Origin of the sequence: Kibdelosporangium philippinense, assembly GCF_021390435.2 — a bacterium.
In the GTDB taxonomy this organism is placed as follows: Bacteria; Actinomycetota; Actinomycetes; order Mycobacteriales; family Pseudonocardiaceae; genus Kibdelosporangium; species Kibdelosporangium philippinense.
On record NZ_JAJVCN010000001.1, the window covers coordinates 2,084,749 to 2,109,557 of the forward strand.

Here is a 24,809-nt window from a genome sequence, read left to right on the forward strand (position 1 = left end):
CGCGGATGATAAGTCAGCTCAGACGATCTTGATGCGCCGTTTCGGCGTGACGAACCACCACGAGGTCAACTGGTGGTTGGCGAACTCGACCGCACCTTGGCACAAGCCGGCGGGTGCGCCGTCATTGCCGCTGTAGTAGAGCGCGAACTTCCCAGGGGTGCGTGTGAATTGGGCGATGACGAAGTACCCGGGTGAGAGATGGCAGCTTTGGAGCGATTCCTGGGGCAGTTCGCGGCCCATCGTCTTCGCGGTGCCGTCGAACTCGCGCTGCTTGCGTTCAGCGCAGGTCATCAGCACGGCGATGTGCCTGGACACGATCTGCCTGAGTTCTTCGTTGTCGGGTGGAACGTCGTCGCTCAGCGCGTGGCCGAGACTTCGGACGAGAGGAACCTCGCCAATAGCCGCCAACGCCTCGCCCGCCGTGAAACCGAAGAACCTTTTCGACCTCCGGAAGGGAATCCGTGGCGTGGCTGTCTGCGGGGAACTGAGTATGGCGACCATGTCTCGCGGCTCCATCGGGGAGACCCGGAAATGGCCAGATCGGTGCAGCAGCCACCATTCCGTCAACTCGCCGCTGTGGATCACCGCGTGCCCAAAGCCGAAGGAGATCTTCAGCGGTGGGCCGATCCTGTCGACCGGCCCGATCGTCGCCAGCACACCGGCTTCGGCGGTGTAGTACACGTCGATCCGGTCCGGCGTTCCAGCGTGCCCGAATTCGACGAACGCGCTGTAGCGCCCGAAACCAGACTTCAGCACGCGCGCGGCCCGCTGCTGGCAATCCTGTGCCATCCGCATGAGTGCGTCGCGGTGCGGCACGATGAAGGTCCGCTCAAGGCGGTGAACAAGCGCATGGTCAACCGCCGTGGGAGATGCGGCTCGTCCATCCATGATCGACAGTCCATGCGCTGCTCGTGCGGGTACCTCAGCACACTAACGCCGTCGTGCCACGCCGAGCCAGCAGGGCTCGTGGATATGGCTATTGCGGAGGTCGCATACCTGAGCGTATGTCCGCCACCGACAGTGCGGGTCACAGGGGCATTCGGGCATCGCAGCGATGTCAAGGAGCCCGAAGTGGACCTACAGATCCCAGATCCGCAGAAACAAGTCGGCCACCCGGCGCAGCTGTTCCTTGGTGGCGCCGTTCACGGCTTCCACGCTGATCCCTTGGACGGCGACCACTACCGCGCGTGCCAGATCGTCAGGGGTGATGCCTGCCGGTAGATCCTTGGCTTGCTTGAAGCGACGCCGGAGCGCGCTTTCCGCCGCGAGGCGCCGGGCGGTCAGCTCGGACCGGACCGAAGCGGCACCATCCCCGGATGCCAGCGCGCCGTGGACGATGAGACAGCCTCGTGGGGCCGATGGTGTTGTGGTTGCCTCGATCACGCCGCGCAGCATTCGCTCGACCACCTTGCCGACCGTTGGCTCCTTGATCGCTTCGTGCAGGTAGGCGGCGGGGCCTTCGGCGTAGCGGTCGAGTGCCTGGCGGAACAGGGTCTCCTTGTTGCCGAAGGCGGAGTACATGCTTGGCCGGTTGATGCCCATGGCCTCGGTCAGGTCGGACAGTGCCGCGCCCTCGTAGCCTTTCGCCCAGAACACGTGCAGCGCCTTCTCCAGCGCCTCGTCGATGTCGAACTCACGTGGCCGGGCCATCGGCGCACCTCCTGCCGTTGTGTACCGATCGATTCTAGAACATGGGAGGTGCGCCAGGCTTTCAGCGCAGCAGCCCGGCAAAGGCACGGACTTCGTCAGTGAAGAGCGCGGGTTGTTCGAACGCGGCGAAGTGGCCGCCCTTGTTCGGCTTGTTGAAGTAGATCAGGTTGTCGCCGTAGGTGCGTTCGGCCCATGCCTGCGGCAGTTGCATGAGCTCGCCGGGGAACGCGCTGTATCCGACCGGGACGGCGGGCACGGTGCTGTCCATCGCGGAGTGGTAGTACTCCCAATAGATGCGCCCCGATGATGCCCCGGTTCCCGGCAGCCAGTAGAGCATGATGGCGTCCAGTATCTTGTCAAGCCCGAGGATGTCGTGCGCGTCGCCGTCGCACCACGCGGCCAGCTTCTCGTAGATCCACGCGGCTTGCCCGACCGGAGAGTCGGCAAGACCGTAGCCGACGGTCTGTGGCCGTGTCGACTGGAGCAACGCGTAGCCGAATTCGTCGGAGAAGTAGTGCTTGATGCTTGCCTGCGCGACGTCTTCATCCACAGTGGACACATCGGTCACCGGCATGTCGCCGGCCAGGTCGAAGAAATTGAGGTGGATGCCCTTGAGCGCGGGAGCGGCCTGTGCGCCGAGTGCGAGCGTGACCGCCGAACCCCAATCGCCACCTTGCGCGATGTACTGCCGATAACCGAGCCGGGACATCAACTGTGTCCACGCCCGCGCGATCCGGTCGAATGTCCACCCCGTCTCAACTGGACGGCCGGAGAACCCGAAACCCGGCAACGATGGGATGACTACGTGGAAGGCGTCCTCGGCACGCCCGCCGAACGCGGTCGGATCGGTCAATGGGCCGATAGCGTCAACGAATTCGACCACTGATCCTGGCCAGCCATGCGTCAACAGCAGCGGCATGGCGTCTTGGTGCCGGGACCGGACGTGCAGCAGGTGGATGTCCAGTCCGTCGATCCGGGTGCGGTACTGCCCGAACGTGTTCAGCTTGTTTTCCAAGCGCCGCCAGTCATAGCTGTGCAGCCAATAGTCCACAAGGGCCTGCATCTGGTCCAACTGCGCGCCCTGCGTTGAGTCCGTGACGGTCTCACGCTCCGGCCAGCGCGTCGTGGCGAGTCTGCGCGACAGATCGTCAAGGACCTCGTCGGGAACATGGAGATCGAACCGGGTCACCTCGTCGGTGCCAGCGGGGACACCCAACTCTTCGATACGCACGATCCACTCCTTCTCAGTGCCTGTACGCGAGGGTACGACAGTTATGTACTGAGCGATATATAACTGGCGAGGACTGGCCTGCCAGGCATGGTCGCCGCTGGCGTGGGTACTCCGGCGCCGGAGGCGGCGATGGTGAAGCATGTGAAGGGCCCGACGGACCTGCCGAAGCGCTCGTGGTGGCAGGTGCTGAAACGGGCGGTCAGGGGATTCCAGCGCGACAGACTGGACGACTGGGCGGCGGCGCTGACGTACTACAGCGTGTTGTCGCTGTTTCCCGGCATCATCGTGCTGACGGCGTTGTTGGGCTTGCTCGGGCCGGAGTCGACGAAGGCGCTCACCGACAACATCGAGCAGATGGCGCCGGGGCCCGCCCGTGAGCTCGTGCTCAACGCGGTCGGCGAGCTGAAGGACGCGAACTACCTTGCTGGACCGTTCGCGATCATCAGTGTGGTTGTCGCGTTGTGGACGGCTTCGAGGTACATCGGCGCCTTCATTCGTTCGGCCAACGCGATCTACGGCGTTGAGGAAGGGCGGTCGCTGTTCAAGACCATCCCGCTGCGGGTGGGCATCACCCTGGCCATCGTCGTTCTGCTTGTGGTTTGCGCGATGGGCGTCGTGCTCACCGGCGGGGTTGCCGACCGGGCCGGGCAGCTGCTCGGCATCGGCTCGACCTTCGTGCTGATCTGGGACATCGCCAAATGGCCGGTGATCGCGATCCTGATCAGCCTGGCGTTCGCACTGCTGTACTGGGCGGCTCCGAATGTCCGGCATCCAGGTTTCCGCTGGCTCACGCCAGGCAGCGCGGTCGCGGTGCTGTTATGGGTGCTTGCCTCGGTCGGGTTCAGCGTGTACGTGGCGAACTTCGGCTCGTACAACAAGACATACGGTTCCCTCGCCGGGATCGTGGTTTTCCTGATCTGGCTGTGGCTGTCCAACCTGGCGGTGCTGTTCGGTGCCGAACTCGACGCGGAACTGGCCCGAGGCAAACAGATCGAACAGGGGCAGCCGGAGGACAAGGAGCCGGTCCTGCCTCCCCGTGATCCCGAAGGTTAGCGTGCGGGTTCGTCAGGGGTTGATTCGTGTCCGGGCAATCCTGGTGAGCGAACGCGTACAGACGGATGATGCTAAGCTTTTCTGAGTTACTCAGAAATCCTTAGGAGGATTCGTGGCGAAGCTGCAGATCATCATCGCGAGCGTGCGGCCAGGCCGGATCGGCTGGCCGGTCGGGCAGTGGGTGAACGGCGCGGCGAGCGAGCACGGTGGATTCGACGAGGTGGAACTGGTCGACCTGGCCGAGTTGAACCTGCCGATGATGAACGAGCCGCACCACCCCCGGCTGCGCAACTACGTGCACCAGCACACCAAGGACTGGAGCGCCACAGTGGACTCGGCGGACGCGTTCGTGTTCGTCATGCCGGAGTACAACTACGGCTTCTCCGCTCCACTGAAGAACGCGATCGACTACCTCCACCAGGAGTGGGCGTACAAGCCGGTCGGTCTGGTCAGCTACGGCGGCGTGTCCGGCGGAACGCGCGCCGCGCAAATGATCAAGCAGGTCGTCACGACGTTGAAGATGGTGCCGTTGACCGAAGCGGTGTCCATCCCGTTCGTGCACTCGTTGCTCGACGAGGACGAGCAAATCCAGGCCAACGACGTCATGGTGACCTCGGCGAAGGCGATGTTCGACGAGCTGCGCAGGATCACCGACGCCTTCCGGCCACTGCGCAGGGCAAATTAGATACGGGCCATCTAAAATAGTGGTCTGATGAATGACATCCACCGGGTGTGCGTCCGGTTCCACAGCGCCATCGAGATGATCGGCACTCGGTGGACCGGCGCGATCCTGCGCGCGATCTTCACCGGCCACCACCGGTACGCCGAGATCAAAGCAGCCATCCCCGGACTGAGCGACACGATGCTCGCCGCGCGGTTACGCAGCCTGGAATCCGATGGTCTCGTCGTGCGTGAGGTGTCCGAAGGGCCGCCCGTTCAGGTTCAGTACAAGCTGAGCGAGAAGGCGCTGGACCTCGCGCCCGTGCTCGATTCCGTTGTCGAGTGGGCGCACAAATGGATTCCATTGCCGGACGACGCCAAGCGGTCGTAGCGCTTATCTTGTGCTTAGCCCGGTTCGCGGACACTGTCCAGTATGGGCACCATAGCCGTCACACCGGACAACTACGACCAGATCATCGCCGAGTCTTGCACGCGGCTGGTGGTACTGGGTTTCGTTAATGACGAACGGCTCTTGTCGACGCTTGCCGAAGAAGACGAGGGCGCTTGGTTGTTCGGTCATGTCGCTGATACTGAAGCGAACCGCATCGTGGCAGAGCGGCAGGAAGTGAGCGTCCGACCCACTCTTGTCGCCTTGCTCGAGGGCAGGATGACAGCGCACACCAGGGCCGACAATGTCACGGAAACCAGGCTCAGGGAGTGGATGGACGTCATGCTGCGAGTGTCCATATCGGACATCAAGGTCAGTGCGAGGGGAGAAGTGGCGATGCCAAGGGTCCCGGAGAGCTAGCGGCTCGCCTCAACTCGTTGGCCATGTAACTGCGCTTCGGGTCTATCCATAATGGTCGATCTGTTGCCCGGGTTGAACGCACGGAACTCAGGGGCCCGTGCTCTTGAGGGCCAGAACCTTGGCCATCTCGGTACGGACGACGCTGAGCCCGGCGTCCGCGCCCATCCCGGGCTTGACCAGCACCTGATCAGCGCCACAAGCCATCGCCACATGCACGCTCAACTGGGCACTTCGCGCGGTCTCACTGCAACTCCCGCCGCAGTAACCCCGCACGCCCTGCGCGGCGCAATAGCGCAAAGCAACCACGGTCTGGTCCAGGCCACCGAGGTCCGGCACTTTGACGTGGATCATGTCCGCGGCCCCGGCAGCGACGAAATCCTTGATGTCCTGCACGGTGTTGCACCATTCGTCCGCGACGATCTGCACGTCAGCGCCGATCCGGCTGAGCTCGGCACGCAAAGCCGCCAGTTGCTCGACCTGCTTCTCCCGGTTGCCCGCGTCAAGCGGCTGCTCCACACGCAGCCGGAACGGCGACGCCGCCTCAGCGAGCCGTGCCAGATACCAGCCCAGACTTTCGGTCGTGTCGAACACGAAACCTGGTGTGCCGTACGTGTCGAAGTGCAGCACCGGCTGGTAGTCGGAGTTCGCGCGCTTCACCTTGACCCGGTTGCTGACCCAGCGAACGTAATCCACAAGCAGTTGCCCGTCGACGCCGACAAGCTGTGTGGCGTTGTTGATCAGCCCGTGCGGCAACGCGTCGACCTCTTTGATGATCATGCTGTCCACGGCGTGGTGTCTGTCCTCACCGGACTGTGCCATGAGCGGGATCGGCCGGAGATCGACGCCGGTGTCGTACTCGTCGACGATCACCTCGGCGGCGGTTCGCTTGGTCGCCAACGCGGCAGCGTCCAACAGCGCCTGACTGACCCCGTAAGCCACGGCGGCCGGAGAGCTCGTCAAAACCTCGGCGCCCGCTCGGAACGACGTGACATCCCGGCCAATGATGGCTGGCGCCACGACATCCTCGATGAACGTTCGGGCTTTGTCGGCGTTGAACGGAGTCTCCCGCCCGGCGACCCCGGCGTACTGCACGCCGACGCAGTCGCCATGCGCCACCTGACCGTCGTTCAACACCAACATGACCGACAAGGCGTCGGCTGGTTGCCGGACCGCGCGAAAGCCGGGTGTCACGGGCTGGCCGAGGTAGGTCTTCCCGTCACGGCGGGCACCTGCCCGGATCGCGGCCTGGTCGTCGGCATAGAAAGCAGCTTGCCCCTTGGCAGTCACCACCTTCACGATCTGCGTTGTCACGGACGCGACGCTAACCCCGCCGGAATGAGCACGGCGGCAACGCGAACGAACCGTCAGCACGCAGGCAGACAACGTCTCGCAGCACCCGCGTGGCATTGACGATTGGTTCGGCGACTCGGCGAGACCCGGGCGGTACGCGTAACTTCGGCCATGTGGATCAGCGACTCATCACGGCGGCCGACAGCGAAAAGACGCAGCGACGTGCGGCGGGCGGCCTCAAACGTGCAGGTCTGGACGTTGGCGAGCGGGTAGTGCTGTCCCTGCCGACGTCCGGTGACCTGCTCGCGGTCGCTCTCGGTGCGCTGCGTAGTGGCGTCGTGCCGGTCATGCTCGATCCCGCACTCACCGCCGCCGAGCATGCCGAACTGGTTACCGACGCCGATGCGGCATTGGTCGTGGACAACCAGGAGACTCTGCAGAAGCTCGTGGACGGTCCGGCTGTTGATCTCGCTGACGTTCCGTTGGCGCGTCCGATGCACTACACCTCAGGCACATCCGGTCGACGCAAAGGCGTGTGGACTGGCGTACTGGCGGAGACCGTGGCGCAGGCACTGTTCGATGAGGAAGTCGAGCTGTGGGAATTCGAGGCAGCCGACAGGCATCTGGTGGTTGGGCCGCTGTATCACTCGGCGCCGCTGCGGTTCGCCATGCACACCCTGCTTGTCGGCGGAACTGTGCTGCTTCCGGGCCGTTTCGACCCTGCCGTCGCACTGTCCGCGATGACCGATTTCCGGCCTACCACGGCATTCTGCGCGCCGACCCACCTGAAGCGGATCTTCGCGGCCGGAAGCCCATTGGTCGACTCGTTCCGGTTGCTCGCGCACGCCGGTGAATCCTGCCCGGACGCGTTGAAACGACGTGTTATCGACACGTTTCCGGCCGACGCAGTGGTCGAGTTCTACGGTTCGACCGAGGGCCAGTTCACGGTGTGCCGTACCAGCGAATGGCTTTCTCGTCAGGGCACTGTCGGACGCGCCCGGCCGGGGCGTCGGTTGAGTGTGGACGGTGGCGGCGTGATCTGGTGCGAAATGCCCAGCCACGCCCGATTCAGCTACTGGCGCGCACCGGAGAAGACGGCTGCCGCGTGGCGCGGTTCTGAGCTCACGGTGATGGACACCGGACGGCTGGACGACGCCGGTTACCTGTACCTGGACGGCCGTCGCGACGACTTGATCATCACCGGTGGCGTCAATGTCTATCCACTGGAGATCGAACGTGTGCTCAACGCTTGCCCAGGCGTGCGGGAGAGCGCGGTGTTCGGAATGGACGATGAGCACTGGGGCCAGCGGGTGTGTGCCGCTGTGGTCGGCACCGCGACCGCCGCCGAACTCACCGAGTACGCCAAGGCCCACTTGGCCCCGGCGAAGCGGCCGAAGGATTATCACCTGGTGTCCGAACTGCCGACGTCCGCCAACGGCAAGATTTCCCGACGGGCGATCCCGGATCTGCTCTGAACCATAACCGTGTTTACTAACGGTCATGGACGATGTGGACAAGCAGCTACTGCGGCTGCTGGCCATCGACGGGCGACTGTCGCACGCTGAGCTCGCCCGGCAGGTCAGCCTGTCGAGGCCCGCCGTGCACCACCGGTTGCGGCGGCTTGAGGCGGAGGGCGTGATCCGGGGCTACCGGGTCGAGCTCGACTGGTCGGCGATGGGGTATCCGTTCACCGTGTTCGTCCTGGTTCGCGTGATTGGGCCGACCGCGCAGGCCACGTCCGAGGCGATCCTCGGGTTCCACGACGATGAGGCGTTCGTTGACGAGTGCTACCGGGTGGCTGGTGACTGGTCGCTGCTGGTCCGGGCGCGCGCGTCGAGCACCCAGAACATGGAAAAGCTGCTCGACCGGGTTCGCGCGCTGCCGAACGTGAACTGGTCACAGACCGCGGTCACGCTGTCGGCGCTGCACGAGTCCGCCTCGCGCGCCTGATGTCCGGTTTCCGGCCGGGTTGAGCGCCTCGGCGGGGATTGTGCACTGGTTGACCAATCGGACGCTGACGTCCGCTTGCGCGCCGATGCTGAACTTCCACCCCAGCGTGGACTGCGACCAGGCCGACTCCATCTGCGGCGGTGACGCGGGGGAAGCGAAGAAGACCTTCGCCGACTGGGACGACGACAACAACTGGCATATCTGGAAGATCCATTCCTCGGCGGGAGGGCCGTCTCCTGCGTTGTCCGGTGCGGTCACGCCCGCGACTGTTCGCGAGGGCTGAGTGAGGGGCGTTGAACGCCAATGTCAGGAGTTTCAGGCTTGTTGATCGGCGTTGGTGGACCGGTGTTCGGGGTCGGTGAGCTGCGGGTTTTCTGGGTGGCGCAGCGTGGAGGCTGCCGTGGCAGCGGTCATGCTTGGGGGCCGTGGTGCCGTGCGGGTGGTAGGCCGTTGCGAGGGGAAAATTCGTGGCGTTCAACGCCGTCAAGGTGACCTTCACGGCATCAACATGGGGAACCGGTGTGGTATGTGTGACAGGTGTGACTCGGGTGATGATTTATCGTCCATTGTGGACAGACCGGAAGGCCGGTCACATAGTCAACGACTTGAGACGAGCACTCGCCATCGGCCCCGGCCAGTCTGCTGCTCAAGCAAGCGGTCTGGACGCCTCGCGCACGCTTCGAGTGCCCTCGGTGACATCATCACGCAGCGCCGCCGCCACTGGGCTTTGTCCGCCTTGCCGCCGTCGCCGCTGAATCCCCAGTTTCCGTTTACGGCCACGGTTGTGATGATTCCGGCGGTGTCGACTTTCCGGACCCGGCTGTCGTAAATGTCGGAGATGTAGACGTTTCCGGCGTCATCAGACGCGACGCCAACTGGCAGCGGAAGGCTTGCTTCGGTCGCTGGACCGCCATCGCCGAGCGGCCCAGGCTCGCCTGTTCCCGCGAACGTCGTGATCTCACCGTTGGTGTCGACCTTGCGGACGCGCAGGCGACAGGCATCCGTGATGTAGATGTTCCCGGCGCGATCCGTTGCTACGCCACGCAAGCCGGACAATGAGGCCCTGACCGCGGGGATGTTGTCGCCGTTGTAGTCGTAACCGCCGTCACCGGCGAACGCGGAGATCGTTCCGTTCGCGTCGGCCTTGCGGATCCTGCGATTGTAAATGTCGGCGATGTACAGGTTGCCGCTGTTGTCGGTCGCAAGCCCTTCTGGGCAATGGAGTTTCGCGTTGTTCGCCGGACCGTCGTCACCGGCGAATCCGGCTTCACCCGTACCGGCGATCGTTGAGATTATGCCGCGCCGGTCGACCTTTCTGACCCGGTTGCCTGAGCAGTCCGCGATGTTGTAATCGCCTGCCTGTCGTGGGCAATTCCGCGTGGGTCGCCAATGGCCGCATGCCGGGCAGGCCCGCCATCGCCGCTGAAATCCGGTGATCCGGTTCCCGCGACTGTGGTGATGATCCTCCTCGGTGCCGCCGTGGCCGTCGTAGTGGATAGAACCGTTGTCGCGGCGAGTATCGCCGCCATCAAAACGGATAACCGCATGCCCGCGAGCTTGTCGGGCCTGGTTCCCGATTTGATGAGAGTGAACCCCTGGCAATACCAGGAAAAAGGCCCCAGTAACACCGGGTGGCGACATGTGGGGGATCCGCGAGACCACACGAATACCCGATTGCCCGTCACACCCTGTAGGCGTCCAGCGGTACGTGGTGCTGGCCTGCGTGCAGGGGTTCGGCCGGTGCTAAGCAACTCGTGATCGACGATGTGACCTTTCCCGCTCACTTGTCTTTACGATGAACGACAGGTGAACAAACGGGAGGTGGTCTGCCGGTGAACGGCGAGGGCGTTGCGGGACTTACGGCCGATCCGGCATGGCGGCTGACGGTCCTGACCGGCGGGCGATGGAGCGTGGCAGAGCGCTCCTTCGAGCACGATGGCCACTGCTGGATAGTCGGTTTGACGCCCGTGCAGTCCGCCGTCGCGTTGATCGTGTGGCGCGATGACGAGGTCCTAGCCCACGCCCGCGGTCCGGAGGCTGCGATGTGCGAGGCCGCGCGTTCCTGGGTGACCAGAATCCTGGCCGGTACCGCCAAGATCACTGGGGAATGAGCGCGCTTCACAGCTCCGCTAAGGCCGTGTCCACCGTTCCAGCACACCGTGTCCACCGTTCCGGCACACCGTGTCCACCGTTCCGGCACACCGTGTCCACCGTTGCTGAAGAGTGTGTTGGCCGTTGCTTGCGGAATGGCATCCTGCTCCACGGCGTCAATCCGGGGGCTGATCCCGTCAAGAAGGCGTATGGCTTCGGCCGATGAACAGCGGCGTGGTGTTCACTCGGATTATGCGGACAAGGGTGGCGCGCTGGCCTAGGATGCCCGCACTTTATGGTGCGGGAACGGGTTTCTGGTGCGGAATCGTCGCGACGATCGCGTCGGCGACGGCGGATGGTACGAATGCGTTGGTGCCATCGGTCTTGACGGTCGCCGCACTGTCCAGTTTGACCACTGTCCTGGGTGCATTCGCCACCGCGCTGCAGACTTGGTTGCTGTACGCCAGTTTCGTGATCGGCCACACCGGACAAGTCGCGCTCACCGATGCCAGCGTCAATGCCGCGCTTGTGCTCGGTGGGACCGCCGTCGGGGCAACCGTTGTCGGTGCTGGGATTCGGTGGATTCAGATGCCGGTTGTTGTGGCTCGCACCACAGTCGTCAGGGTTCGGCTTGGATAGCGTCTTTACGAAATCCTGACGCCCGCGTCCGTCAAAACAACGGGGATCCGTCGGTAACCTGCGGCCGAGCGACGGTTGCTGGGGGCGTCGCGTTTCGACGACGTTTCCGGAGCCGACAACAGATGACGAACGCGCCTGAGCTGGCCATCCCAGCGAGCGTTGACAATCCCGTCGCAGCCAAACCGCCAGCAAGGGGCGTCGCCCGCTGGCTGCTGCAGCACCGGGTGCAGCCGGTCGGGCCGGAGGCTGGTGAGGGGCACGGCAAGCCGCAGGCATGGTGGAAGGTCATGTGCCTGACCGGCGTCGACTACTTCTCTACGCTATCCTACCTGCCTGCGATCGCGGCACTGGCCGCGGGGGCGCTGTCTCCGTTGGCGACCTTGTTGATCGTCGCGCTGACGCTGCTGGGCATGCTGCCGATGTACCGGCGAGTGGCACGGGAGAGTCCGCATGGCCAGGGTTCGGTCGCGATGCTGGAGCATCTGCTGCCATTCTGGCGGGGCAAGATCTTCGTGCTGGTGCTGCTTGGTTTCGTGGCGACCTCGTGGATCGTCACGATCACACTCTCATCCGCCGACGCGACCGTGCATCTGCTGGAGAACCCGATCACGCCAGGCTTTCTGCACGGGCAGGAAGTGCTCATCACGGTGATCCTGCTGCTCGTTCTCGGCGGGGTGTTCCTGCTTGGCTTCAGCGAGGCTGTCGGGGTCGCGATCCCGCTGGTGGCGATCTTCCTGCTGCTCAACGCGGTGATCGTGGGCGCGGGAGTGGTCGAACTCGCCGCGAACCCTGAGCTGATCGCTGGCTGGACCGACCGGCTGACCGCGACTGGCGACATCGTCACCCCAGCGATCCTTGCCTTCCCGCTGCTGGTGCTCGGGCTGTCCGGGTTCGAGACCGGGGTCAGCATGATGCCGCTGATCGCCGCGGACGGAAAGACCTCCGAAGAGCGGCTGCAGTCGCGGATCCGCAATACCCGCAAGCTGCTCACGGCCGCTGCGTTGATCATGTCGGTGTACCTGATCGCGACGAGCTTCGTCACGACTGTCTTGATCCCGGCCGAGAAGTTTCAGCCTGGGGGAGAGGCCAACGGGCGGGCGTTGGCGTATTTGGCGCATGAACACCTCGGCGAGGTTTTCGGCACGGTTTACGACCTCAGCAGCGTACTGATCCTGTGGTTCGCCGGTGCGTCAGCGATGGCCGGGTTGATCAACATCGTGCCGCGTTACCTGCCGTCTTACGGTATGGCCCCGGAATGGGGTCGCGCGGTGCGGCCGGTCGTGCTGGTCTACACCGCGATCAGCATCCTGATCACGATCATGTTCGGTGCCGACGTCAACTCGCAGGCAGGCGCCTACGCCACCGGGATCCTCGCGATGATGGTCTCCGGCTCGTTCGCGGTGACGATTTCCGCGATCCGCCACCGCCAGAAGCCCGCGTCGATCGGTTTCACGGTGTTGACGTCGGTGCTGTTGTACGCACTGGTCGAGAACATCATCGAGAAGCCGGACGGTATCGCCATTTCCATGGCGTTCATAGCCGGGGTTGTGGTGATCTCGTTGATATCGCGGGTAAGCCGCACCACCGAGCTGCGGGCCGATCGCATCGAATTCGATGACGCGGCCCGGCGATTCGTGACCGACACCATCGCCCGCGACGGCAGGATCACCATCCTGACAAACAAGCGGCAGACCGGTGACGCGGCCGAGTACCTGGTCAAGGAACTGGAACAGCGTGGCATGAACCCGGTTCCCGGGGACGCGGACGTGTTGTTCCTCGAGATCGACGTCACTGACCCGTCGCAGTTCAGCGGTGTTCTGAAAGTTCGAGGTTGCGAGGTCGACGGACACCGGATCCTGCGCGCCCAGAGTCCGGCCGTGCCCAACGCCATCGCCGCGATCCTGCTGGCCCTTCAGGACACCACGGGCGTGCGGCCGCACTGCCATTTCGAATGGTCTGAAGGCAGTCCGCTTGGCCACTTGTTCCGCTACCTGATCCTCGGCCGTGGTGACACGCCGCCGGTCGTCCGTGAAATCCTGCGGACGTGCGAGTCGGATCCCGCGCGCAGGCCAGGAATTCACGTCGGCGGCTAGGTGAGCGCCTGCTGATTTCTCAGCGCGGCCGTGACCGTGGCGACGGCTGCGAGGATCGCGGCGAATCCGATCATGGTTGAGTAGCAGCGGTCTGGAGCGGACACTTCATTCTGTGGGTAGAGTGGTGAACGTGACACAGACGGATCGGAGCCGGCTGACCCGCAAAGGCCAGGAGACCCGCGGCCGGATCGTGCGCGCGGCCGCCGAGATGATGTACGAGCGCGGGGTGGCTGGCACCAGCACCGAAGACGTGCAGGTAGCGGCCGGTGTCAGCGCGTCGCAGATCTACCACTACTTCGCCGACAAGAAGTCGCTCGTCCGTGCCGTCGTCGCCCAGCAGGTTGAGAATGTCGTCGACCCGCAGGTCGCGCTGCTGAACAGCCTCGACAGCGTCGAGGCACTGCGGGAGTGGCGGGATTACGTCATCAAGGCCCATCGAAAACATCAGGCCATGCGGGGATGCCCGATCGGCAGCCTCTCCAGCGAGCTCGCTGGCCGGGATCCAGCTGCCCAAAGCGACCTGGCCTCCGGTTTCGGCAGGTGGGAAGGCGCCATTCGAGACGGCATCGCGGCGATGCGGGACCGGGGTGAACTGCGCTCGGACGCTGATCCGGAGCGGTTGGCCATCGCCGCGCTTGCCGCCGTGCAGGGTGGCCTGCTGCTCGCGCAGGCCAGGACGGACAGTGCACCACTCGAAATCGCTCTGGATGAGGTCATTGACCGCGTTCGCGGCTTTCGTGCCGACGGTGAGCCTGCGGCGAAACCATCGCGTACACCTGAGTCGGTACCGAGCGGTTTCGCGGACCGTGAGGAAGCGATCCGGCTGGCCACGGAAACCCTGCTGGCCGAGGTCGGCTACGACCAGCTGACCATGAGTGATGTCGCGAAACGCGCGAACGCCAGCAAAGCGACGATCTACCGGCACTGGGATGGCAAGGCGGACCTGGTCGAATCGGTCATTCGTGCTCACTCACAGACACCGATCGACATGCCGCCTGACCCACGCGCGCTATTGCGGGCCGTACGCGACGCACTTACCGGCCAGGATGGAGAGTTGGTGCTAGGCCTGGTCGGCGCACTAAACCGTGAGCCGGACCTGGCATCGGCCGTTCGGCGACACTTGATCGACGACAAACGGAACGCCGTCGCCTCGGCCCTCGCGGCCGCAGGGGAATCGGCCGAATTGTTGGCCGAGGTTTTCGTGGCCGCGCTGCTGTCTCGCCTGGTGGTCACCAAGGAACCGGTGGACGACGAGTTCCTTGACCAGCTGATGGACTCCGTTCTGAGCCCGGCGGCCGGTGATTATGGTGGCTGAATGGACTCGATCGACGCCACGGTTGCCGAGCTGTCTGCCGAACCCCATGAGCTACTGGCCCGACTGCGGGAGCACGCACCGGTTTCCTGGCTGCCCTCGCTGAACGGCTGGCTGGTCACCCGGCACGCGGAAGCCGTTCGTGTCATGCGGAATCCCGCGGTGTTCACAGTGGACGATCCGCGATTCTCGACGGCACAAGTCGTCGGCCCGAGCATGTTGTCATTGGACGGTGCCGATCACGCGCGGCACCGGGCACCGTTCGCGAGCGCGTTTCGTCCAGCCGCGGTTCGAACGCGGTTTGCTGACTTCGTCACCGCGGAGGCCGAACGTCTAGTCACCTCGATCAAACCGGCCGGTACGGCCGAGTTGCGACGCGGAATCGCTGGCCCGCTGGCGGTTTCGGTGGTCGCGAAGGTGCTTGGTCTTGGCGACGTGGAGATTTCCAAAGTGCTCGCGTGGTACGACGCGATTGTCGGTGCCGTGTCCGGAGTTTCCGAGGGTAACGGCGTGAACCCGGCGGGCATCGCCGCGTTTGGGCAATTGTCGGCGCGTGTCCGGGAAACGATCGCTCTCCGCAACGACTCGGTGCTCGCCGATGCCGCCGGGTTGACCGCCGACGAGATCGTGTCCAACGCCGCCGTGATGATGTTCGGCGGCATCGAGACCACCGAGGGGATGATCACGAACGCGGTGTGGCATCTGCTCGAGTGTTCGGACGGGCTCGGCCAAGTGGCCAGTGACTCGGCGCTGCTGGAGAACGCGGTCGAGGAGTCGTTGCGGTTCGAGCCTGCGGCTGCCGTGGTCGACCGGTACGCGACGCAGGACGTCGATCTCGGCGGCGCGTCCATCCGGCGTGGTGATCTGGTCGTCGTCTCGATCACTGGGGCCAACCGTGACCCGTTGGTTTTTCCGGACCCCGACGTGTTCGACGTCCGGCGGCCCAATGCCCGCCAGCACTTGGCTTTCGCCCATGGTCCGCACGTGTGCGTCGCCGCCGACCTCGCCCGGTTGGAAACCCGTACCGCGATCAAGACTCTCGCCGCGAACCTGCCGGACTTTCGGCTGACTCACGCGGAACGCCCAACCGGCCTGGTTTTCCGCAAGCCGCAGGCACTGCACGTCGAATGGTCCATTGTGGATTGACTATGACGGTTCCGTTGTGTCGGAACGAAAACGTCGTTCGAATTGGACTAGACCAAGCGGCGGTGTAGTAACAGGAGATCGGCGGGCACGATGTCTTCGAATCTGACCGAGGAGGAGACATGCGCGTCATCACCGCTGGCCTCGCCGCCGCGGCCGTGATCGCCATCGCCCCTGGCGTGGCACAGGCGACAAACTGGATCACCGTCGGCCCGTACCCGAGCAGGGAAACGTGCCAGCCCGACAAGGAACGTGCCAACCAGGCTTTCCCGGCTTGGGGCTGCTATCAGTCCGGAGAGAGCTGGTACTACCAGTACAACAAAATCTGACCGATGCTTGCCCTTGTGAGGCTTGAACCTCACAAGGGCAGGAAGATGAAGCCCTACTCCAGGCTGGCCATCCACTCCTTGATCTTGTCTACTGACACGGATTTCGGCCAGCCGCCTGTGGGTACGCGGTCGGGCGTCATCAGGTTCAGTGCTTCCTGCAGATTGGCGCGGGCACGATCGGGCTGTCCAAGGTCCTTGTACGCCTCGGCGATACCGATGAGGCACACGACCTGACCGACCTGGTGGTGCATGCGGCGGTGCAGCGCCAACGCGATCGTCGCGTGCGAGACGGCCGTGGCGTAGTCGCCGACCTTGTGGTGATAGACGCTGGAATCCGACCAGATGACGGCCTCGCCGTTGATATCCCCTGTGCCGGAGTACGTCTCGATGGCCTCTTGGTGTAGGGCGAATCCCTGTTCGGGTTGTCCCATCTCGACAAGGCAATTGCCCATACCGCCGAGCACGGCCGCCAACCCGCGCGGTTCGTCCAATGAGCGGTAGAGCTGTGCGGCTTGTTCGTAGTACTGGTATGCCTTCGGGTAGTCGCCGGAGTCGAGGTGTCCCTGCGCCGACACGACCGAACCCATGTGCCGCAAGATGTTCGCTTTCTCAGCGAGCCAGCCTAGTTCGTCTGCGAGTTCTTCGGCTGTCGTCAGGTGGCGCAACGAGCGCTCGGAGTCACCCGCTTGGTATTCCGCCCCGGCGAGACTGTGCATCGTCAGAACCTGCCCTGCCTTGTCGCCTGTGGCTTCCGCGGCCTGGTAGCCTGCCTGCGCGGTGGATACCCGTGCTATATAAAGCCCTTCACGCTGGTAGTACGGCTGCAGAGCCAGTGCCAGTTGCCATCCGTGCTCGGCGAACCCTGCGTCAGCCGCTCGCCTGACGGCGTTCTCCAATACCTGTTGTTCCGAGGCGAACCACGCAAGCTTTGTGTCCACGCTGTCTGGCTGTGGCTCTGGGGTCACGCCTGGGGCGGGCGGTTCCGACAGCTGCACATCGATGCCGACTGCTTGGATAAGCGCCATGTTTCGCGCGCTGAGCAGATAGTGGTCCAGCATGCGGCGGATCGCTGCGTTCCGGTCGGCGGGGCTCTCGAGTTCGAAACAGAGTTCCACAGCGTAAACCCGAACCAGGTCGTGGAATTCGAAGCGGTCTGGCGCGTGTTCGATCAGCAATCGGGTCCGGCTCAGTTCGCCCAGTGCGGCGCGGGCCGCTCGCGCGGGCATTCCGGCCATGCTCGGACAGACCGCCTTGGATATGTCTGGTCCCCAATGCAGTGCGAGCAATCGGAACATCCGTGCGGCGTCCGGACTCAGCCTTCGATAGGAGCCGTTGAACACCGCTCGGATGTCGACGGCCTCGTCCCGGCTGAACGCTTCCAGACTGTCCCCGGCACTGGCGAGGTCGCGCACGATCGCGTGCAGTGGCACGTCAGGGAACATCGCCGCACGGCCTGCGGCGACGGCCAGCGCCAGTGGCAATCGGCCGCACATAGCCACGATCTGGCCGACAGCTTCCGGTTCTTGCTCGCCGCGTTGGTCGCCTAGCCGTCCGAGTACCATCGCACGGGCGTCCTCGACCGGCATCGGATCCAGCGTGAACGGATACGCCCCAGCAGTCGCGATCAGGCTGGTCAACCGGCTGCGACTGGTCACAATGGTCAGACAACTCGATGAGCCGGGGATCAACGGCGAGACCTGTTCCGCGTCGCGCGCGTTGTCCAGTACGACGAGGACTCGCTTGCCTGCCAACAGACTTCGGTACAATCCGGCTAGACTGTCCACACTGGCCGGAAGCTGGCTGTCCGTCACGCCCAACGCGCGCAGGAAATACCGCAACGCGTCCGCTGGATCGGTCGCGACCATGGCTGGATCGAACCCGCGAAGGTTGACGAACAGCTGCCCATCCGGATAGTGATCGGCTAGCTCGTGTGCCAAATGGACAGCTGTGGTCGTCTTGCCCACGCCGGGCATGCCGTCGATCAGCGCAACCGACGTCGTTCGATCTGCCGACCGGACGGCGTGCATTATCCGGCTGAGGTCGGCGGTCCGACCGGAAAACGCCTGCAGGTCACGGGGCAGATGGGCGGGTGGGACCGTTGCCGATGGGCTCACCGCGGGCCCGTTTTCCCGCTGGTGCAGAACCTGCTGGTACGCGGCAGTAGCGCCCTGACCTGGGTCGACGCCCAACTCCTCGGCCAACTGTTCGGCGAGCCTCTTGTACACGGCCACTGCCCCGTCGTACTCGCCCGCAGCAGCCAGCAACAACATCAGCCGTGTGTGCAGCGGCTCGTTCAACGGGTCGGAAGGTGCGATCCTGCGCACGGCCTTCAGAATGTCTTGTACTTCGCCGCAGGCCAGTGCGGTGTCGGCAGCCTCGACCACAATGGCCAGAATCTCTTCGTCCACAGTGGTGTACGCCGTCCCGCAGCATCCTCGCCACAAAGCCAAAGCTTGGGCGTACAGTCCAACCGCCGCGCGGCGCGACTTCTGTTCGCGTGCCTGCCGGGCCAGGTCGCGGAATCGCAGTAGGTCAAGGGAATTGACGTCGACCTGCATCCGATAGGTCGTACCGGCACGCGTCAGCCAGCGGCCTTCGGCGCGATTTGGCAACCCTGGCTCGATCAGCCTGCGTAGCTGCCCGACGTACCGGTGGATCAGGTTCGCGGCGGTGTTGGGTGCTTCATCCGGCCATACCGCCTGAATCAGATCGCTCATCGCCACTGGCTGGCCTGCGTGCCGCAGCAACACAGCGAGGAGAGTCCGTTGTTGCGGTGACCCGAGGTGCAACTTCGAGTCACCGCGCCACGCTTCGAGCGGTCCGAGCACGCCAAACCGGACGTGCGCGGAGCCATCGTCTGCCACCAGCAAACCTCCCATATGGCGCTCATCGCATAGTACGAGCGTCATTGGCTGGAAAGTGCTGTTATTTCAAGAAATTCTGGTCAACGAACGATGGTCAACCAATGGATGTCATCCGGTGAAACCGATTCTGGCGTAGTCCACACTGGCCGTACCAAACGAACCGAAGTTCGCCACCGTGCCGCGCACTGCCCTGGTACCGGGGATTTGGTAGATCGGCAGGGTGTGTCCCTCCGCCCACAGCAGCTTGTCGATGTCCTGGGCGAGCGCGATCCGCTTGCCCTCGTCGAACTCGGCATTCGCCTGGTTGTACTTGGCGTTGATCTCGTCGCTGCCGACCCTGCCGAAGTTCTGTTTGACCGCCTGCGGATCGAGGTAGTATATACCTTTCGAACCACTGATCGGGAAGATCGGTGTGTTCCAGCTGAAGCTGACCATGTCGAAGTTGCCCGGCGTAACGAAGTCCTCGAAGAACGCCTGCGGCGACTGGTTGTCGATGACGACATTGACCCCGATGGCCGCCAGCTGGGCCTGGATCAGCTTGCCGATCTGCTCGGAGATGGGCACACCCGCGGCGCTGAGCAGCCGGACGTCCAGCTGCCTGCCGTCCTTCTTGCGGAACTGGCCATCCTGGCGCCAGCCCAGTTCGTCGAGCGCGCGTTTCGCGGCTTCGGGATCGAAGTTCGCGGCTGCCGAGTGGTCCTGGTAGTTGGGTGTGCCCCGCATGTAGAAGTGATTGCCCAACCGCTGCGGATCGGCCACGATCGGCCCGAGCACGCCCTTGGTGATCGTGCTGGTGTCGATGCCTTTCATCAGCGCGACCCGCATCCTCGGATCGGCGAGGAGTGACGTCGGCGCTCCGTTGAAGGTGAGGTGGTTGTAGTCAAGGCTCGGCGCCTGCCGGATTGTGACGCCCTGAATCCGGGTGGTTCGCTGGTACAAGTCGACGCTCGAGCCGATCCGGCACCAGTCGATCGCACCGTTGGCCAACGAGTCGGCCCACGAGGTGCGCGCGATCACCCGGAACGTGATCCGGTCCAGTTTGGCGCGCTCACCCCACCAAGCGTCGTCACGGACAATGGTGATCACCTGGGCGGTCCGATTGATCGTGCCGATCTTGAACGGGCCCGCCGTGATCTTGGGCGCCTCCTTCCAGCCGGAGTTGAACTCCGCGCTGGTCGCGTTGAGCTCCTTGGGCAGCAGCCTGCCGAACGGCAACTGCCACTCGGCGAACTTGTTCTTGAAGGTGACAATGACCTCCTGGTCGTTCGCGCCTCGCCGGACCGAACCGATGTCCTCGCTGCCGGTCGTCGCCGCGACCGCGAACTTCGGGTCGGCCCCGCTCGTCGCCTTGACCTGGGCGTCGACGTCCTCCCAGCTGAACTGCCGTCCGTTGCTCCAGCGTGCCCTCGGGTTCAACCGGAGGGTGACCACCTGGGGATCGGTCGACGTCAGCTCGGCTGAATCGAGGTAGTCCTTGTCGAGGCTGACTTTGCCTGACTTGTCCACTCGGAACAGGTTCGGCGTGATCGCGTTGACGATGTCGAAGGTACCCTGCGCGTTGCCATCGACATGGTGCGGATTCCAGTTGTCCACCAACGCGTCCAGCGGCCACTTGAGCTCGCCGCCGTCCTTGACCTTGCTCGGGTCGGTTTCGTTGATATCCCATGTTCCTTGAGTGGCCTCCGCAGCGCCTGTCACTGGGCCACTTGTGGCGCCTCCGCCATTGGTACATGCGGTTGCCACCAACGCAACCGCAGTGAGCACGGCGACTGCCGTTCGGCTCATCGCGATTTTCTCCTTTTCCTGCGATCAAAAGACTTCTCGTGGTGTGGCGTAGTGACACGCCACCTGGTGGTCCTCTTGCCGCACAGTCAGTTCAGGCTCGGAATCGGCACACAGCGCTTGTCGGGCAGGCGCAAGTGCGGCGTACTTGAAGCACCGGGGGAGAAAGCGGCATCCGCTGGCCGGCGCCGGGAGGTCGCCGGTCAAGACGATCCGTTCGCGCTTGCGTTCGGTTGCCGGATCCGGGATCGGGATCGCCGACAGCAAGGCCTGTGTGTACGGATGGCATGGCGCGTCGAACACCGTGGACACGTCGCCGATCTCGACGATCTTGCCGAGGTACATCACCGCGATCCGGTCGGCCAAGTGCCTGACTACCGAAAGGTTGTGCGTCACGAACAGATAGGACAGTCCAAGTCGGGCTTTCAACTTGTCGAGCAGGTTGAGCACGCCTGCCTGGATGGAAACGTCCAAAGAGGACACCGGTTCGTCCAGCACGATGAGCTTCGGGTTGAGGGCGAGTGCTCTGGCGATACCGATGCGCTGGCGTTGCCCGCCGGAGAACTCAGCGGGGTAGCGGTCCGTGTCCTGCGGGTTGAGGCCGACCAGGTCGAGCAGCTCGGTGACGCGATTGTTGATCGCGTCGCGTGGGTAGCCGTGGACCTGTAGTGGTTCGGCCAGGATGTCGCGGGCTGGCATTCGTGGGTCGAGGGACGCCGTTGGATCTTGGAACACCACCTGGACGTCACGCCGGATCGCTTTGCGGTCCGCTGTGGACAGAGTGGCCACTGGCGTGCCGAGTATTTCGACGGCCGGTTCGAGGTTAAGGATTTCCATCAGTGTCGTGGTCTTACCGCACCCGGATTCGCCTACCAGCGCAAGGGTTTCTCCTTCAACGATGTCGAAGGAGATGCCGTCGACCGCGCGAACAGTGCCGATCTTGCGCTTGAACACCGTTCCTTTGGTGAGCGGAAAGTGCTTCACAAGGCCGTCGACCGCGAGGACCACATCACGGTGTGCGCGTGGGGTTTTGAGGGGTTCGGGCTGCTCGGCTGTGTTGATCTGGACAGGGGAGATCTCGCCGATGCGGATGCATGCCGCGCGATGTGCTCCGTCCACTGAGTCCAGTTCCGGTTCTGCTGACCGGCACGCGTCGATCATCATGGGGCAACGCGGCGCGAAGGAACATCCGGGCGGTAGGTCCACAAGAGACGGTGGTTGGCCGGCAATGGGAAGAAGCGGACGCTTGCTCGTGGCGTCGAGGCGCGGGAGTGAGCCGAGCAGGCCGATCGTGTACGGCATCCGGGGTTGGTAGAAGATCTCGTCGGTCAGGCCGGTCTCGACCGCGCGGCCCGCGTACATCACCACCACCCGGTCCGCGAACCCCGCGATCACGCCGAGGTCATGCGTGATGAGCACGACCCCGGCGCCGGTGACCTGTTGCGCGGTCTTCAACACGTCGAGGACCTGCGCCTGCACCGTGACGTCCAGCGCGGTGGTCGGCTCGTCGGCGATGATCAGGTCCGGGTTGTTGGCGATCGCGATGGCGATCACCACCCGCTGACGCATGCCGCCGGAGAACTCGTGCGGAAAGGCGCCAGCACGCCGTGCCGCGTTCGGGATGCCCACCAAGTCCAGCAGTTCCACTGCGCGGTTGGCCGCTTGCTGCCGGGACATGCCGTGGATCAGTAACGCCTCGGCGATCTGATCACCGACGGTGTAGACCGGCGTCAACGCCGACATCGGGTCCTGGAACACCATGGCGATCCGGCGCCCGCGGACCTGTGAGAGTTCGCGGTCCGACAGTCCGATCAGCTCACGATCACGGAACCGGACCGAGCCGGATACACGAGCCTTCGACTGCAGCAACCCCATTACTGCCAACGAGGACGCCGACTTGCCCGACCCGGACTCGCCGACGATGCCGAGCACCTCACCCGCGGACACCTCATAGCTGAGCCCGCGTACCGCCCGGACTGGGCCGTTCTCGCTGGGGAAATCCACCGTCAGATCGCTGACCTCAAGCACCGGCGAATTCCTTGTCTCGCTTGCGGCCACCAGTTGGGTCGAGCGCGTCACGCAGACCGTCGCCGACGAGGTTGACCGACAGCACGAACACCATCAGGAACCCAGCGGGAACCAGAAACAGCCAGGGATAGGTGAGTGTGGACTCCGTGCCGGACGCGATCAGCGTGCCGAGCGACACGTCCGGCGGCTGGACACCGAAACCGAAGTAGCTCAACGCGGTCTCGCCGAGCACGGCGCCGCCGACGGTGATGGTCGCGTCGATGATCAGCAAGGAGGACACGTTCGGCACGATGTGTTTGGTGATGATCCGCCACGGTGACTGGCCCATGAATCTGGCGGCCTTCACGAACTCGCGCTCGCGCAAGGTCAGCGTCATGCCGCGGATGATCCGTGCGGTGATCATCCAACTGAAGGCGGCAAGCAGCACGACGAAAACCAGCCAGGTCCCGCCTTTGAACGCTGGACTGGCGATCGCGACGATCAGGAACGTCGGCAGCACGAGCAGTACGTCGACCGTCCACATCAGAACCCGGTCGACCCAGCCGCCGAAGTACCCGGCCGTCGCGCCGACGATCGCGGCGATGGTGGTGGAGACGACGCCGACGAGCAGGCCGATCGTCAATGATTTCTGCAGCCCGCGGGTGACTTGCGCGAACATGTCCTCGCCGATCCTGCTGGTCCCGAACCAATGCTCGGCGCTGGGTGGTCGCAGGAACGCCGTGTAGTCCAGCTCGGCATAACCCCATGGCGCGAACAAAGGAGCCAGGAAGACCAGTGCGTACAACAGCACGATGACCACCAAACCCGCCACCGCCAACCGGTTTCGCCGGAACCGTCGCAGCACTAACCGCCCACGGGTACTCATGCGCGCACCCGTGGGTCGAGGGCGGCGTAGAGCACATCCGCCAGTACGACAGAGACCAGCACGCACACCGCGATGAACAGGGTGACCGTCGCGACGACGTTGGCGTCCTGTGCGCCGATGCCATCGATCAACCATTCGCCCATTCCGTGCCACGAGAAAACCTTCTCGGTGAACGTGCCACCCGTGACCAGGAGGCCGAAACCGAACGCGAACAACGTGGCCATCGGAATCAATGCGGTCCGCAGGCCGTGTTTGAGCAGCGCTCGGCGCCGGGGCAGCCCCTTTGCCCGCGCGGTGCGGACGTAGTCGCTTTCGAGCACGTCCAGCATGGCGCTGCGCTGGTAGCGGCTGTAGAACGCGATTTGCCCGAGGACGATGGTCACGGTCGGCACGATGAGATACCGCAGCCGGTCACCGAGCCCGGCCAGCCAGCCGCCGGAGAATCCCGGGGTGTACTCGCCGGTTGTCTGCAGCCAATTGTTTCCGATCAGGTCGTTGAACTGTTGCGCCGGCTGTTTGAGCAACGTACCGATGACGAAAACCGGCGTCGACAAGACGACGAAAGCGAAAAGGGTCGCCACATGATCGCTGACCCGATACTGCCGGATCGCGCTGACCGCGCCGAGCGAAACCCCCAACAGCATGCCGACAGCCGTGCCGATCAAGAACAGCCGGAGACTGACTCCGATCCTTCGTGGCAGTTCGTCGGCAACTGGTCTGCTGGTGACCGTGACACCGAAGTCACCGTGGACGACTCCACCGATCCAGGTCAGGAACCGTTGCGGCACCGGCTGATCAAGATGCAGCTCGACCCACTTGGCTTCGATTGTGGCTGCTGGTGGTTGCGGATTGCGCTGTTGCAGTATTCCAACCGGATCGAAGGTTGCCGAGGCCAGTGTGAATGCGAGGAAAACAGCCACAAGGCACAACACGACGTAATTGATCAGACGCCGGGCAAGGAATCGGATCAACGGGTCGGTGCCCTTCACAGGTAGTGGCCATGCGGTAACCGAAACGCATG

Annotated in this window: 23 protein-coding genes; 13 read left to right on the top strand and 10 right to left on the bottom strand. The window is 64.0% G+C overall.

The window, feature by feature from the left end:
- Nucleotides 1–18 precede the first annotated feature (18 nt).
- From LWC34_RS09635 to LWC34_RS09645, 3 genes are all read right to left on the bottom strand, one after another.
- Entirely contained in the window at nt 19–888 is an 870-nt protein-coding gene (locus LWC34_RS09635; protein WP_233724650.1) for a hypothetical protein, read from the bottom strand.
- 189 nt (nt 889–1,077) lie between these two features.
- Nucleotides 1,078–1,650, bottom strand: coding sequence for a TetR/AcrR family transcriptional regulator (locus LWC34_RS09640; protein WP_233724651.1), 573 nt, complete (start codon nt 1,648–1,650; stop codon nt 1,078–1,080).
- Nucleotides 1,651–1,711: 61 nt separating this feature from the next.
- Nucleotides 1,712–2,881: an epoxide hydrolase family protein gene (locus LWC34_RS09645; protein ID WP_308200000.1), complete on the bottom strand. Its 1,170-nt coding sequence runs from the start codon at nt 2,879–2,881 to the stop codon at nt 1,712–1,714.
- A gap of 141 nt (nt 2,882–3,022) precedes the next feature.
- On the opposite strand from LWC34_RS09645, the gene LWC34_RS09650 reads away from it, so the two are divergent.
- From LWC34_RS09650 to LWC34_RS09665, 4 genes are all read left to right on the top strand, one after another.
- Nucleotides 3,023–3,934 (top strand): YihY/virulence factor BrkB family protein, encoded by a 912-nt coding sequence (locus tag LWC34_RS09650; RefSeq protein WP_233724652.1) that lies wholly within the window; start codon nt 3,023–3,025, stop codon nt 3,932–3,934.
- 112 nt (nt 3,935–4,046) lie between these two features.
- A complete protein-coding gene (locus LWC34_RS09655) occupies nt 4,047–4,619 on the top strand; it encodes an NADPH-dependent FMN reductase (RefSeq protein WP_233724653.1) in 573 nt (190 codons plus the stop codon).
- A gap of 27 nt (nt 4,620–4,646) precedes the next feature.
- Nucleotides 4,647–4,985, top strand: a complete 339-nt coding sequence (locus tag LWC34_RS09660; RefSeq protein WP_233724654.1) for a winged helix-turn-helix transcriptional regulator — start codon at nt 4,647–4,649, stop codon at nt 4,983–4,985.
- A gap of 42 nt (nt 4,986–5,027) precedes the next feature.
- Nucleotides 5,028–5,402 carry a YbbN family protein gene (locus LWC34_RS09665; protein WP_233724655.1) on the top strand — a complete coding sequence of 125 codons (375 nt, stop codon included), beginning with the start codon at nt 5,028–5,030 and terminating at the stop codon, nt 5,400–5,402.
- Nucleotides 5,403–5,489: 87 nt separating this feature from the next.
- Here the strand turns inward: LWC34_RS09665 and LWC34_RS09670 are convergent, their stop codons facing one another.
- Nucleotides 5,490–6,713: a methylaspartate ammonia-lyase gene (locus tag LWC34_RS09670; protein ID WP_233724656.1), complete on the bottom strand. Its 1,224-nt coding sequence runs from the start codon at nt 6,711–6,713 to the stop codon at nt 5,490–5,492.
- A 152-nt stretch (nt 6,714–6,865) separates the two neighbouring features.
- On the opposite strand from LWC34_RS09670, the gene LWC34_RS09675 reads away from it, so the two are divergent.
- From LWC34_RS09675 to LWC34_RS09685, 3 genes are read left to right on the top strand one after another with little or no spacing between them, the layout of a single operon-like run.
- Complete coding sequence (locus LWC34_RS09675; RefSeq protein ID WP_233724657.1) at nt 6,866–8,167, top strand: class I adenylate-forming enzyme family protein; 1,302 nt, start codon at nt 6,866–6,868, stop codon at nt 8,165–8,167.
- A 25-nt stretch (nt 8,168–8,192) separates the two neighbouring features.
- Entirely contained in the window at nt 8,193–8,642 is a 450-nt protein-coding gene (locus LWC34_RS09680; RefSeq protein WP_233724658.1) for an Lrp/AsnC family transcriptional regulator, read from the top strand.
- Nucleotides 8,643–8,691: 49 nt separating this feature from the next.
- Nucleotides 8,692–8,925: a hypothetical protein gene (locus LWC34_RS09685; RefSeq protein WP_233724659.1), complete on the top strand. Its 234-nt coding sequence runs from the start codon at nt 8,692–8,694 to the stop codon at nt 8,923–8,925.
- Nucleotides 8,926–9,239: 314 nt separating this feature from the next.
- Here the strand turns inward: LWC34_RS09685 and LWC34_RS09690 are convergent, their stop codons facing one another.
- Nucleotides 9,240–10,283, bottom strand: coding sequence for an NHL domain-containing protein (locus LWC34_RS09690; RefSeq protein ID WP_233724660.1), 1,044 nt, complete (start codon nt 10,281–10,283; stop codon nt 9,240–9,242).
- Between the two features lie 191 nt (nt 10,284–10,474).
- On the opposite strand from LWC34_RS09690, the gene LWC34_RS09695 reads away from it, so the two are divergent.
- The 6 genes from LWC34_RS09695 to LWC34_RS09720 all read left to right on the top strand — a co-directional run bounded on the left by LWC34_RS09695 (nt 10,475) and on the right by LWC34_RS09720 (nt 16,249).
- A complete protein-coding gene (locus LWC34_RS09695; RefSeq protein ID WP_233724661.1) occupies nt 10,475–10,753 on the top strand; it encodes a hypothetical protein in 279 nt (92 codons plus the stop codon).
- A gap of 262 nt (nt 10,754–11,015) precedes the next feature.
- The gene (locus LWC34_RS09700) at nt 11,016–11,372 is read left to right on the top strand and encodes a hypothetical protein (RefSeq protein ID WP_233724662.1); all 357 of its coding nucleotides are present in this window, start codon (nt 11,016–11,018) and stop codon (nt 11,370–11,372) included.
- Nucleotides 11,373–11,494: 122 nt separating this feature from the next.
- Entirely contained in the window at nt 11,495–13,465 is a 1,971-nt protein-coding gene (locus LWC34_RS09705; protein ID WP_233724663.1) for an APC family permease, read from the top strand.
- A gap of 130 nt (nt 13,466–13,595) precedes the next feature.
- Nucleotides 13,596–14,780 carry a TetR/AcrR family transcriptional regulator gene (locus LWC34_RS09710; protein ID WP_233724664.1) on the top strand — a complete coding sequence of 395 codons (1,185 nt, stop codon included), beginning with the start codon at nt 13,596–13,598 and terminating at the stop codon, nt 14,778–14,780.
- Complete coding sequence (locus tag LWC34_RS09715) at nt 14,781–15,923, top strand: cytochrome P450 (protein ID WP_233724665.1); 1,143 nt, start codon at nt 14,781–14,783, stop codon at nt 15,921–15,923.
- Nucleotides 15,924–16,042: 119 nt separating this feature from the next.
- Nucleotides 16,043–16,249 (top strand): hypothetical protein, encoded by a 207-nt coding sequence (locus LWC34_RS09720; protein WP_233724666.1) that lies wholly within the window; start codon nt 16,043–16,045, stop codon nt 16,247–16,249.
- A 53-nt stretch (nt 16,250–16,302) separates the two neighbouring features.
- Here the strand turns inward: LWC34_RS09720 and LWC34_RS09725 are convergent, their stop codons facing one another.
- From LWC34_RS09725 to LWC34_RS09745, 5 genes are all read right to left on the bottom strand, one after another.
- Nucleotides 16,303–19,113, bottom strand: coding sequence for an AfsR/SARP family transcriptional regulator (locus LWC34_RS09725; protein ID WP_233724667.1), 2,811 nt, complete (start codon nt 19,111–19,113; stop codon nt 16,303–16,305).
- A 108-nt stretch (nt 19,114–19,221) separates the two neighbouring features.
- Nucleotides 19,222–20,898, bottom strand: coding sequence for an ABC transporter family substrate-binding protein (locus LWC34_RS09730; RefSeq protein ID WP_233724668.1), 1,677 nt, complete (start codon nt 20,896–20,898; stop codon nt 19,222–19,224).
- A 24-nt stretch (nt 20,899–20,922) separates the two neighbouring features.
- Complete coding sequence (locus LWC34_RS09735; protein WP_233724669.1) at nt 20,923–22,923, bottom strand: ABC transporter ATP-binding protein; 2,001 nt, start codon at nt 22,921–22,923, stop codon at nt 20,923–20,925.
- On the bottom strand, nt 22,916–23,788 hold the full coding sequence (locus tag LWC34_RS09740; RefSeq protein WP_233724670.1) for an ABC transporter permease: 873 nt from the start codon (nt 23,786–23,788) through the stop codon (nt 22,916–22,918). The genes LWC34_RS09735 and LWC34_RS09740 overlap by 8 nt, the downstream gene beginning before the upstream one ends.
- Entirely contained in the window at nt 23,785–24,777 is a 993-nt protein-coding gene (locus LWC34_RS09745; protein ID WP_233724671.1) for an ABC transporter permease, read from the bottom strand. The genes LWC34_RS09740 and LWC34_RS09745 overlap by 4 nt, the downstream gene beginning before the upstream one ends.
- Nucleotides 24,778–24,809 lie beyond the last annotated feature (32 nt).